Raw genomic sequence first — 11,470 nt, forward strand, 5'->3', positions numbered from 1 at the left:
TCCAGTACGGCAACACCCACGGCTCCAACTCGCTGCTCGGCGACACCAGCCTGGCCCGCATCCAGCAGGGCCTGCTGCTGAACGCCGCCGGCACGGGTTGCTCCGATCCGTCGAACGGCTGCGTTCCCGTCAACCTGTTCGGGGAAGGCCGCCTGAGCCCCGCCGCAGCGAACTTCATCTCCACGCGGATCAACTCCTCGCAGGACTACGAGCAGATCGTCGCGTCCGCCTTCCTGAGCGGCAACACGTCGAACTTCTTCAGCCTGCCGGCCGGCGGTATCGGCTTCGCCATCGGCGCCGAGTATCGCTCCGAGGAGTTCGAGTTCCGTCCCAGCCAGGACCTCGCGGTCGGCAACCTGACCGGCTTCAACGCCTCCCCGCCGGTGGCGGGTGGCTTCGACGTCTACGACCTCTACGGCGAACTGCTGATCCCGGTGCTCAAGGACCTGCCCTTCGTCCGCGAGCTGAACCTGGAAGTGGCTGGCCGTCTCTCCGACTACTCGTCGCAGAGCGACATGACCAAGACCTACAAGGTCGCCGGCGACTGGCGTGTGTTCGAGGACCTGCGCCTGCGGGCCTCCTACAACCGCGCGGTGCGGGCGCCGTCTGTGGGTGAACTGTTCCGCCCGGCGGGCAACAGCTTCCCGACCGCCACGGACCCTTGCTCGTTCCAGGCGAACCCGAACGCCCAGGTTCGCCAGGCCTGTATCGCGTCCGGCGTCCCGGCGAACCTCGTCGGCGTCATCCAGGCGAACCAGCAGACCCAGACCCTGTCGGGCGGCAACCCGGACCTCGAGCCGGAAGTCGCCGACACCTTCACCGGCGGCGTGGTGTGGACCCCGAGCTTCGTGCCCGGGCTGCAGATCACCGCGGACTACTTCGACATCGAGATCAACGACCTGATCACCAGCTTCGGCGGCTCGACTTCGAACGTCCTGAACGTCTGCTACGGCTCGATCGTGCAGGGCAACCCGGCCTCGCCGTACTGCCAGGCGGTGCGCCGCCTCGCCAACGGCTCGATCGAGTTCGTGTCGCTGCAGGACCGCAACGTCGCCACCCTGACGGCGAAGGGCGTCGACATCGACGTCTCCTACACCTTCGCCCTGGAGGACGTGGGTCTGCCGGACTGGGGCAACATCCAGATCCGCAGCCTCTACACCAACACCTGGGAAAACACCCTGAAGCCGGACGAGATCTCCACGCCGATCAAGTGCGCCGACAAGTTCGGTACGCGGTGCAACAGCGGCGGCACCGGGATCATCCCGCGCCACAAGATCAACAGCCGGGTGAAGTGGACCATGGGTGACTGGGGCGCGACCCTGGTCTGGAACCACATCGACGACGTGAACGACGACAACCCCAACACCAACTACGTCGTCGAGCACATCGACGCGAAGAACTACTGGGACCTGTCGGCCGACTGGCGGGCGACCGAGAACATCGAGTTCACGGTCGGCGTGCGCAACCTGACCCAGGAGGCCTATCCGATCCTCGGCGGCAACGCCTCGCCGTCGAACAGCGGCTACCCGAACACCTATGACGTTCTGGGCCGCGTGTTCTTCGCCAACGTCGGCTTCCGCTTCTAGGCGCGAGCCGGCCGGCCGGGCGTGTCCCGGCCGGTCCCGCGAAGACATCGAGGAGCGCCGCAGCCCGCTGCGGCGCTCCTTTCTCTTTCGGGTTACCTGACCAGCTTCAGCTCGGCCTCGATGTCCAGCTCGACCTCGTCGCCGACGCCCGGCAGGTAGGCGGTCATGCCGAAGTCGCTGCGCTTGATCTTCGCCTCGGCGTCGAAGCCCAGGGAATAGGTCTTGTCGACCGGGTTGATCCCCGCCTGGTTGAACTCGGCCTCCAGGGTCACCGGGCGGGTGACGCCGTGCAGGGTCAGGTCGCCGGTGATGTCGGCGCTGCGCTCGCCGCTCAACCGGATGCGCGTCGCCTTGAAGGTGGCGGTCGGGAACTTCGCCGTGTCCAGGAAGTCGGCGGTCTTCAGGTGCTTGTCGAGCTCGTCGTTGAGCGTGCCGACGGAATTGGCGTCCACGGTCACGGCGAGCTGGCTGGCCTCGGGCCGGCGCGGATCGAGCGTGAGCTGGCCCTCCACCTTGGCGAACTGGCCGACATAGGTGGAGAAGCCCATGTGGTTCACCGACCAGGTGATCTTCGAGTGCGCGGGATCGAGGGTGTAGACGCCGGCCCGCACCTCGGCCGGCGCTCGGGTGAACGGATCCTGGGCGATGGCCGCGCCGGCGAGCGCGAGGGTGGCGGCGAGGCCGGCGGCGACGAAGAAGGGCTTGTGGGACATGGGGACCTTTCGGGCGTGGTAAGGGGATGACGGCGCGGCCGCCGCGCCATCGTCCCTTTCAGATGGCGCCCCCTGCCCGCCGTGGGAATGCCCCCGGTCCGGAGCACACTGCTTCCATTGAGGAAACAATCCCGTGAAGGGGGTCAGAACGTCCGCTTCACGCCGACCCTCACGGTCCGGGGCTCCAGCACCCGGCTCAGCCGGCCCTCCACCGGGGCGACATCGAAGCCCGGGATGTAGGATTCGTAGAAGTAGGCCATGTCCTTGTCGCGACTGTCGAAGGCGTTGAGCAGTTCGGCGTAGACCTGGACCGCCTCGCCCTTCCAGGCCCCGCGCAGGTTGACCACGGTGCTGCCGGGGTCGCGCTCGGAATCGTCCTCCACCAGCGGATAGGGCCCCAGGTGGCGCAGGCGGACGCTGGCTTCCCAGCGGTCCGACACCGCCGAGACGCCCACCTGGGCGGCGTTCTCGAAGGCGTTCGGGATGTGGTCGCCGTTGACGTAGCGGGCCCGGCTGGCCGTGTAGTTGGCGTCGAGCGCCAGCCACGGCAGCGGCCGCCAGAAGCCGACCAGCTCGTAGCCGCGCCGCTCGCTGGCGCCGGTGGGCTCCACCGCGTTGGAATCGCCGACGAACTTCAGCTCGCTGTCCACGTCCAGCCACCACCAGGTCGCCGTCAGCGTCAAGTCCGCGGCCTGATAGCGCGCACCGACCTCGCGCCCCTCCCCTTCGATCAACAGCGGCACCGGGGTGACGTTCACCGCCCCGCGCGCGTCATTCGAATGGAAGCCCCGCCCCCAGCCGGCATAGAGCTCAAGCCGCTCGTGCAGCGCATAGGCGAGGCTCAGCTTCGGCGAAACCAGGGTGTCGTCCGTCCGCCCCTGCCCCAGGGCCCGGGCCGGGTCGTCGAGCGCCCGCACGTCCGCCCGGAAGCCGTCGACCCGCGCCCCGGCGATCACCCTGAGGCCCTGGAGCGGTCGCCATAGCGCCTCCGCGTAGGCCGCGGCGGACGCCTCCTCCACCGCATAGGCGCCGAGCGAGGCCACGGGGAGGCGGCCGGCCGTATTGGCCACGCCCACCTCGTCGATATCGTCCAGCCGGGCCTCGCCCCCGAGCGTCAGCTCCAGCGCCGGCGACACCGTCCAGCGCCGCTCGGCCCGGCCGCCCACCACCCAGCGGCGGTCGAACTGGCGGATCTGGGCGCTCGAGCCGTCGGGATTGGCGAACGTCGGGTTGGAGTACATCTCCCAGTCGTAGTGCTGGACGTAGGCCGTCGCCCGCCAGCCGTCGCCCGAGAGGCGGGCCGCGCCGACCACCCGCTCGGTCTCGCCGGTGGCCGTGGGATCCGGGGGGCAGAAGACGTCGGGGCAGGCCGCAGAGCCGATGATCCGCTCGGGGATCTGCTCGGTGGGCTTCCAGCGGCCACGGTCGGCGTGAAGCGACAGTTCCAGGTCGCCCAGGCGCGTCGGCGCCGCGTACTTGCCGAACAGGGCGTAGTGGCGCAGGTCCTCGGCCCGCGCCCAGGGTCCGTCGTAGGTCTTGGCCTGGCCGACCAGGGTCAGGGCGCCGGCGCCGACGTCGGCCGTGCCGCCCGCCGCCGCCCGCCGCCATCCGTAGGAGCCCGCCTCGGCCGCGGCCCAGGGCGCATCGAACCGGTCCAGGGTCGTCATATAGGCCGCCCCGGCGAGCGCGAAGTCGCCGCCGTCGGCCCGGTATGGCCCCTTCCGGTAGTCCTCACGCTCGACGATCTCCGGGATCAGGCCGTTGAGGTCGAGGTAGCCATGCCCGTGCCCGTGCGTGCGCAGGTTCATCTGCACGTCGTCGACGTAGGCGGTGAAGTCCGACCCGTGGTCGAGGTTGAACCCGCGCAGGAAGTACTGGTTGGCCTTGCCCGAGCCGGAGTGCTGGGCGGCGACCATGCCCGGAACGGCCTCCAGCAGCTCGGCCACCCGCAGCAGCGGCCGCACAAGCAGGTCGTGGCCCGCGACGCTGCCCTCGCTGGCGGCGTGCGCCACGCCCAGCTTGGCCTCGCCGCGCCCGAACACCACCACCTCGTCGATGGGCGCCGGCGCCTCCTCGGCCATAGCGGCCGGCGCGACGGCGACAAGGGCCGACGCCATGGGCGCGGCCATCCGGATCCAGTGCGGCATCTATTCCCCCCGAGGTGCTGCCGCCGCGCTTACTTTGCTTCCGCCAGCCGAGAGCGGTTATGAACGGTCTCCCGGGGGTTACCGGAGGTTACAGAGGGGGGCGGCTTGGCGGACGCCGGGACCATCGCGGGACAGGCCGAGCGCCTGCGGGCGGCAGGCGCGCTGGGGCGCTCGGGCCTGCTCGTGCGGCTGTTCGACTACCTGGCCGAGGGCGCGGCCTCCGGGGCGCGGCCCAAGGAGGTGGAGATCGCCCTGCAGGTGTTCGGCCGCGACGCCGCCTTCGACGGGGCCCAGGACGCCTCGGTGCGCGTCGCCATGCACCGCCTGCGCAAGAAACTCGACGAGTACTACGCCGGCCCGGCCCGGGCCGAGCCGGTCCGGCTGGCGATCCCCGTGGGCGAGTACCGCCTCGTCCTGCGTGACCACGCCGCCGAGGTCCCGTCCCGGCCGCCTCGGCGGCGATGGCCGTGGATCGCCGCGGGGCTGCTGGCCGCCGTGAACCTGCTGGTCCTGGGGATCGTCTGGCAGGGCGCGCAAGGCGCTCCCGGCGCCGCGGCGGCGCGGCGCGAGCCCTGGGCCGGCCTGTTGCGTTCCGACCGGCCGCTGGTCGTCGTCGTGGGCGACTACTACATCTTCGGCGAAACCGACCCGGCGACCGGCGCGGGGCGCCTGGTGCGCGAGTACGGCGTCGATTCTCACGAGGATCTCGAGGCCTTCCGCCGGGCCAGTCCGGAAGCGGCCGAGCGCCTGCGCGACCTCGACCTGTACTACCTGCCGGTGGGCGCGGCGCACGCCCTGGCCTCCGTGCTCCCGGTGCTCGCCCGCGGCGGCGAGACGCCCCGCATCGTCATGGCCTCGGACCTCACCTCGGAGATGCTGCGCGGCAGCGACATCGTCTACCTGGGCTACCTGAGCGGCCTGGGGCCCCTCCGCGACGCGACCTTCTCCGCCTCGCGATTCCGGCCGGGCGACACCTGGGACGAGCTCGCCGACACCCGCAGCCGGCGGGTCTTCCTCAGCCAGGAGGGCGGGCCGGGCCGGACCGCCGGAACCCAGCGCGACTACGGATACCTGACCGCCTTCCCAGGCCCTGAGGGCGGGCGAATCCTGGTCATCGCCGGCATGCGCGACGTCGGCCTGATGGAGGCTGCCGAGGCGGCGGTGCGGCCGGCGACCCTGGTCCAACTGGGCAGGGCCCAGGGTGCGGCCGGCGGCTTCGAGGCCCTGGTGGAGGCGGACGGCATGCGGCGCTCGAACATCGCCGGGCGGCTGGTGGTCGCCGCGCCGCTCGAGGTCGGGGGGATCTGGACCCGGCCGCGGCGCGACCTGCTGTTCCCGGCCGGCTAAGCCTCCAGTTCGATGTCCCAGTAGAGGTAGTCGAGCCAGCTTTCGTGCAGGTGGTGCGGCGGAAATCTCCGGCCGCGCTCCTGCAGCTCATAGGCGGTCGGCCGGCGGGGCTTCACGTGCGGATGCATGTGCGCCTCCGCAGGCGTCCGCCCCCCCTTGGTCAGGTTGCAGCGCGCGCAGGCGGTGACGATGTTCTCCCACGTGGTCCGCCCGCCCCGGGAGCGCGGGATGACGTGGTCGAAGGTCAGGTCCTCCGACACCGAGCAGTACTGGCAGCTGAAGCCGTCGCGCAGGAACAGGTTGAAGCGGGTGAAGGCGGGCGGCCGGTCCTGGGCCACATAACTCTTGAGCGCCACCACGCTGGGCAGGCGCATCTCGAAGGAGGGAGAGTGGACCTTCTGGTCGTAGGTGGAGACCACGTCCACCCGATCCAGGAACACCGCCTTGATCACCTCCTGCCACGGCCAGAGGGACAGCGGGTAGTAGCTGAGCGGCCGGAAGTCGGCGTTCAGCACGAGGGCGGGCCAGCCGGAGGGCGGGTGGCTAAGCACCTGCATCGCCGGACCTCCCGCGGCGCCGATCCGCGCCTATGACGTACGCCTGTGGACTGAAGACCGAGCCCCTGTCTTGCGAACGCGCCAGCCAATCCGGCTGCGTGGACGACGTTACCCGAGATTCGGAGACATCTCCATGACGCCGGGCCTCCCGAAACGCCGTGCGCCTCGCCCGCGAGGTCTGACGCGGGCGAGGCTTACCGGCGCGACATGCGTCAGGCGCCGAGGACGGCGGTGGCGCCGGCGAGCGTGAGGCCGAGGGCCACGATCGCGTAGGAGGCCACGACGTCGAGGATCCGGTTCATCAGGATCGACATTGCCTTGTTCCTTCTTTCGGTTGCGAGGGTGGGCGATCCCGCCCCCGGCCCATCTGGACAATGTTCAGATAGCACGTATCTTAACGTTGCCTAGATGCAAAATTCCGGCGCACTGCTATGCATTTCTGAATGCGCTCGAAGATGCAGCCGGAATGAAAAAGGGCCCCGGGGAGGGGGCCCTTCTCCGGTTCGACCTTCGGTCTGGGGATCAGACCCCGAGGGCCGCCGTGGCGCCCGCGGCGGTGAGACCGAGGAACAGCAGGAGGGCGGGAGCGATCCGGTCGAAGAAGCGCTCGAACTTGGTGATCGCGAGAGACATGGGGACACACACCTTTCAGTTTGAACCCCGGGGGAGCGGGGGCGTTTCTTATTTGAACATTGCTAAGATAGCGCCTATCTGAGCGGCGTCAAGATCATCTTTACGGCGATCAGATTGAGTTTTACAGTGGAGCTGATGAGAGAATCTCACGCCGCCGAAGCCCGCCCCTACCACCACGGCGACCTGCGCCGTGCGCTCGTCGACGCCGCGCGCCGGCTGCTGGAATCCGAGGGGCCCAGCGCGCTCTCGCTCCGCGCCGTCGCCCGCGAGGCCGGCGTCAGCCCGGCGGCGCCCTATCACCACTTCAAGGACAAGGGCGAGCTGCTGGACGCCGTGGCCGAGGAGGGGTGGGAGATGCTCGACGAGGCGCTGGCCCGGGCCAAGGCCGGTGCGCCCTCGCCGAAGGCGAAGATGTCGGAGCTCGGCGTGGCCTACGTCTGCTTCGCGCGCGACAATCCCGCCCTCTACCGGATCATGTACGACACCGCCCGGGACAAGGAAGCCCTGCCCGAGGCGGTCCAGGGCAAGGACGACGGCGCCTACTGCAAGGTGCGCGACACCCTCCTGGAGGCCGGCGCCGACCCGGCCGCGGCCCTGGACCTGGAGCTCGCCACCGTGGCTGCCTGGTGCGCCGCCCACGGCCTGGCGGAAATGCGCGGCTTCAAGCAGTTCGAGCCGCTGAAGGACGCCATGGGCGGGGAGACCCCGTTCCTGCGCGCGGTCTTCAACCACATGGGCCTGTTCCCGCGGCACCTGGAAGACTAGACCGGTCCGGGTGAGCCGGACCTTCGTCACCCGTTTCGCCCCCTCGCCCACAGGCTACCTGCACCGCGGGCACGCCTTCTCGGCGCTCACCGCACACGACGCCGCGCGCGCGGCGGACGGCCGCTTCATCCTGCGCATCGAGGACATCGACCGCACCCGCTGCCGGCCCGAGTACGAGGCCGCCGTCTACGAGGACCTCGCCTGGCTGGGTCTTCGGTGGGAAACGCCGGTGCGCCGGCAGTCGGAGCACATGGCGGACTACGCGCGGGCGCTGCGCGAGCTCGCCGAGCGCGGCCTGCTCTACCGCTGCTTCCGGACCCGCCGCGAGATCGCCGAGGAGATCGAGCGCGCCCCCCATGGCGCCATGGAGGTGTTCCGCGGCGCGCCCCTCCCGGCTGACGAGGAGGAGCGCCGCGTCGAGGCCGGCGAGCCCTTCGCCTGGCGGCTCTCCCTCGACGCCGCGGAACGCGCCCTGGGCGGGTTCGGCGCCCTGACCTTCGTCGAGGAGGGGGAGGGCCCGGCCGGCGAGCGCGGCGTCCTCCCGGCCCGCCCCGAGCTGGGCGGCGACGTGGTGCTGGCCCGCAAGGACGTCGGCGTGGCCTACCACCTGGCCGTGGTGGTGGACGACGCCCTGCAGGAGATCACCCACGTGATCCGCGGCCAGGACCTGTTCGAGGCGACCCACGTCCAGCGCCTCCTGCAGGCCCTGCTGGCCCTGCCGACCCCGGTCTACCGCCACCACCGCCTGCTCGCCGGCCCGGACGGCAGGCGCTTCGCCAAGCGCGACCGCGCCGAGACCCTGCGCGAGCTGCGGGCCGGCGGTGTCTCGCCGGCCGACCTGCGCCGGGAGATGGGGCTTTGACCGAGGCGGCCCAGCGGTGGCGCGCGCTGGCGGTGCTGGTGTTCGGCGCCACGGTGATCGGACTGTCGCCGATCTTCGTGCGGCTGGCCGACGCCGGGCCCGCGGCGGCCGGCATGTGGCGCCTGGCCTTCGCCCTGCCCTTCCTGTGGCTGATGGTCCAGCGGACGCCGGGCGGCCCCGGACGTCCCTCGCGCATGGGCCTGATCGCCGGCGTGATGTTCTGCCTGGACCTCGGCTTCTGGCACTATGGCGTCAGCCTGACCTCGGTGGCCAAGGCGACCGTGCTCACCAACCTGACGCCGGTGCTGGTGACCGCCTTCTCCTGGATCTTCCTGCGCGAGCGGCCCCGCGCCCTCTTCCTGGTGGCCGTGGCGCTGGCGGTCGGCGGAGCCTGGACCATGGCCGCGGCGAAGGGCGTGGGCGCCCAGGGGCCGAACCCGGCGCTGGGCGACGCCTTCTCGCTCACCACCGCCCTCTGGTACGCCCTCTACATGCTGGCCATCGGCCAGGGCCGGAAGACGGAGACCACCGGGCGGCTGATGTTCTGGTCGGGCGTGATCGGGACCCCGTTGATGCTGATCGCCGCCCTTGTGCTGGGCGAGCGGCTGCTGCCCGCCACCCTCGGCGGCTGGGGCGCCTGCATGGGGCTGGGCCTGATGCACGTGGTCGGCCAGGGGTCCATCGCCTGGGCCATGGGCCGCCTGCCGGCTTCGACCGCTTCTGTGGTGGTGCTGATGCAGCCGGTGGTCGCCGCCTGGCTGGGCTGGGTGCTGTTCGCCGAGGCGCTGGGGCCCTGGCAGGGCGTCGGCGCCGCCATCGCCCTTTTCGGCGTCGTGCTGGCCCAGTGGGCGTCGCGGCCGAAGCCCGTCGCCTACGACGAACTCGCCAGCAGCCCGAAGACGTAGATCACAACGAGCATCGGCAGCGGCACCAGGGCGAACCAGCGGAGGACGCCGCGCATGGCAGGTCTCCCAAACGCGCCCCCTGGAGCGAACGGAGCCTCGCGCCCTCAGGTTCCCTGAGCGGGCAGGTCCCACGCCAGGCGGGCCGCCTCGAGGCGGCCGAGCTTGGCCTCGAAGGCTGACCAGTCGTCGGCGTCGGCGATCGGCGCCCAGATGGCCTCGATCTCGTCGTAGAGCAGCTCCTCGGGTTCCGCGCCGGCGAAGTAGGGATGCTCCAGCCGCCCGGCCCCCTTGGCGGCGTAGGGCTGGAGCAGCCGCCGGAATTCCTCGAAGCCTTCGCCGCGGTAGACCTCCGCCCGTAGCCCAGAGAGCGCGCGATCGTCCGACCTGCAGAACCAGTCGAAGAAGAACGGCTCCCACCGCAGGTCGTCGTCGCTCTCAGCCAGCGCCTTGAAGGCCGACTGCACGAGCGTTGCGTCCTCGTCCTCCCCGCGCGGTGCGAGCCCCAGGCGCTCCAGCATGGCGGCCACCAGTTCGCGCCGGTAGGACGGGCCGAAGCCGTTCAGCACCTCGATCAGCGCTTCGTCGCCTGCCACATAGGTCAGGCAGCCGCCGAGCTGCTGCAGGTTCCAGAACACCGCCTCCGGCTGGCGGCCGAAGGCGTAGAGCCCCTGCTGGTCGAAATAGGCCGCCGTGAAGGCCGGGTTCGACTTCGGCAGGAAGCGGTAGGGGCCATAGTCGAAGCTCTCGCCGGTCAGGCTCATGTTGTCGGTGTTGAGCACCCCGTGCACGAAGCCCGCCGCCATCCAGCGGGCGGTGAGCCGCGCCATCCTCGCCGTGACCTCGCGCAGCAGGGCCACGGGCCTGTCGTCCGAGCCCTCCAGGGCCGGGTAGTAGTTCGCGATCACATGGTCCACGAGCGCGCCGACCCGGTCCGGCCGCTCGAAGAAGGCGTGGCGCTGGAAGGTCCCGAAGCGGATGTGGCTGTGCGACAGGCGCACGAGCACCGAGGATCGCGTCGGGCTGGGCTCGTCGCCGCGGACGAGCGCCTCGCCGGTCTCCACCAGCGAGAACGACCGGGAGGTCGGCACGCCGAGCGCCTCCAGCATGGCGGTGGCCAGCACCTCGCGCACCCCGCCCTTGAGCGTCAGCCGGCCGTCGCCGGAGCGCGACCAGGGCGTGCGGCCGGAGCCCTTGGTGCCCAGGTCCAGCAGCCGGCCGGTCCCCGCCTCGCGCATCTGCGCGAACAGGAAACCGCGGCCGTCGCCGAGCTCGGGGTTGTAAACGCGGAACTGGTGGCCGTGGTAGCGCTGGGCCAGCGGCGGATCGAGATTGTCGGGCAGCGGCTCGAACCGCCCGAAGTGGGCGATCCACTCGTCGTCGCTCAGGGTGTCGAGCCCCACGCTCGCCGCCGCCCGGTCGTTGCGGTAGCGCAGGGTCGTCCTCGGGAACGCCTCCGCCTGCACGGGATCGGCGAACTCGGGCCCCAGCGCCTGGAACTGCGGGTCGGGGCGGTAGGCAGGAGACGGAGGCATCCGAGCCAGATGGCGGTTCGCCCCGCCCGGGGCAACCCACGACGGGTCGCGCGCGGGCCTTCACAGAACTGTCACAAAAGCCTAGAGGCCTGATCCACGACCGGGCCGAGGTGGATTCCCCCATGCTGAGATGGTTCCAGGCGCTCCTGCCGCGCGAGGAGGGCTTCTTCGACCTCTTCGAGGAGCACGCGCGCACCCTCTGCGCCGGCGCGCGTGCGCTGCGCCAGATGCTGGACGGCGGCGACGAGGTTCCTCATTTCTGCGCCGAGGTGGCCCGCCACGAGGAGGCCGCCGACGCCATCACCCGCCAGGTGATGCTGGCCGTGGGCCGGACCTTCATCACCCCCTTCGACCGCAGCGACATCCGGGAGCTGATCAGCTCCATGGACGACGCCATCGACCAGATGCACAAGACCGCCAAGG

10 protein-coding genes are annotated in these 11,470 nt (G+C 70.9%); 6 read left to right on the top strand and 4 right to left on the bottom strand.

What is annotated here, in order from left to right; genetic code table 11:
* On the top strand, positions 1–1,586 hold a 1,586-nt coding region (locus V7Z97_RS17075), incomplete at its 5' end, for a TonB-dependent receptor (protein ID WP_334164641.1).
* Positions 1,587–1,678: 92 nt separating this feature from the next.
* On the opposite strand, the gene V7Z97_RS17080 is transcribed toward V7Z97_RS17075, so the two are convergent.
* Positions 1,679–2,299 carry a YceI family protein gene (locus V7Z97_RS17080; RefSeq protein ID WP_334164642.1) on the bottom strand — a complete coding sequence of 207 codons (621 nt, stop codon included), beginning with the start codon at positions 2,297–2,299 and terminating at the stop codon, positions 1,679–1,681.
* 143 nt (positions 2,300–2,442) lie between these two features.
* Entirely contained in the window at positions 2,443–4,446 is a 2,004-nt protein-coding gene (locus V7Z97_RS17085) for a TonB-dependent receptor (RefSeq protein ID WP_334164643.1), read from the bottom strand.
* A 105-nt stretch (positions 4,447–4,551) separates the two neighbouring features.
* Between V7Z97_RS17085 and V7Z97_RS17090 the strand changes: the two genes are divergently transcribed.
* The gene (locus V7Z97_RS17090; RefSeq protein WP_334164644.1) at positions 4,552–5,793 is read left to right on the top strand and encodes a hypothetical protein; all 1,242 of its coding nucleotides are present in this window, start codon (positions 4,552–4,554) and stop codon (positions 5,791–5,793) included.
* Here the strand turns inward: V7Z97_RS17090 and V7Z97_RS17095 are convergent.
* On the bottom strand, positions 5,790–6,350 hold the full coding sequence (locus V7Z97_RS17095; protein WP_334164645.1) for an HNH endonuclease: 561 nt from the start codon (positions 6,348–6,350) through the stop codon (positions 5,790–5,792). The genes V7Z97_RS17090 and V7Z97_RS17095 overlap by 4 nt on opposite strands.
* 768 nt (positions 6,351–7,118) lie before the next feature.
* On the opposite strand from V7Z97_RS17095, the gene V7Z97_RS17100 reads away from it, so the two are divergent.
* Genes V7Z97_RS17100 through V7Z97_RS17110 form a run of 3 tightly spaced genes read left to right on the top strand, consistent with a single transcriptional unit; the run spans position 7,119 to position 9,515 of the window.
* On the top strand, positions 7,119–7,748 hold the full coding sequence (locus V7Z97_RS17100) for a TetR/AcrR family transcriptional regulator (RefSeq protein ID WP_334164646.1): 630 nt from the start codon (positions 7,119–7,121) through the stop codon (positions 7,746–7,748).
* A gap of 10 nt (positions 7,749–7,758) precedes the next feature.
* Entirely contained in the window at positions 7,759–8,610 is an 852-nt protein-coding gene (gene gluQRS / locus V7Z97_RS17105; protein WP_334164647.1) for a tRNA glutamyl-Q(34) synthetase GluQRS, read from the top strand.
* Positions 8,607–9,515: a DMT family transporter gene (locus V7Z97_RS17110; protein WP_334164648.1), complete on the top strand. Its 909-nt coding sequence runs from the start codon at positions 8,607–8,609 to the stop codon at positions 9,513–9,515. The genes gluQRS and V7Z97_RS17110 overlap by 4 nt, the downstream gene beginning before the upstream one ends.
* Before the next feature lie 104 nt (positions 9,516–9,619).
* On the opposite strand, the gene V7Z97_RS17115 is transcribed toward V7Z97_RS17110, so the two are convergent.
* Positions 9,620–11,047: a protein adenylyltransferase SelO gene (locus V7Z97_RS17115; RefSeq protein WP_334164649.1), complete on the bottom strand. Its 1,428-nt coding sequence runs from the start codon at positions 11,045–11,047 to the stop codon at positions 9,620–9,622.
* A gap of 122 nt (positions 11,048–11,169) precedes the next feature.
* Between V7Z97_RS17115 and V7Z97_RS17120 the strand changes: the two genes are divergently transcribed.
* Positions 11,170–11,470, top strand: a 301-nt coding sequence (locus V7Z97_RS17120) for a DUF47 domain-containing protein (RefSeq protein ID WP_334164650.1), incomplete at its 3' end; no start/stop codon positions are given.

The sequence above is a fragment of the Phenylobacterium sp. genome (assembly GCF_036821595.1).
In the GTDB taxonomy this organism is placed as follows: Bacteria; Pseudomonadota; Alphaproteobacteria; order Caulobacterales; family Caulobacteraceae; genus Phenylobacterium.

Bases quoted from the DNA above. Each gene is read 5' to 3' on its own strand.
- V7Z97_RS17085 (WP_334164643.1), bottom strand. From the start codon at position 4,446: ATGCCGCACTGGATCCGGATGGCCGCGCCCATGGCGTCGGCCCTTGTC.
- V7Z97_RS17095 (WP_334164645.1), bottom strand. From the start codon at position 6,350: ATGCAGGTGCTTAGCCACCCGCCCTCCGGCTGGCCCGCCCTCGTGCTG.
- V7Z97_RS17080 (WP_334164642.1), bottom strand. From the start codon at position 2,299: ATGTCCCACAAGCCCTTCTTCGTCGCCGCCGGCCTCGCCGCCACCCTC.
- V7Z97_RS17100 (WP_334164646.1), top strand. From the start codon at position 7,119: ATGAGAGAATCTCACGCCGCCGAAGCCCGCCCCTACCACCACGGCGAC.
- V7Z97_RS17115 (WP_334164649.1), bottom strand. From the start codon at position 11,047: ATGCCTCCGTCTCCTGCCTACCGCCCCGACCCGCAGTTCCAGGCGCTG.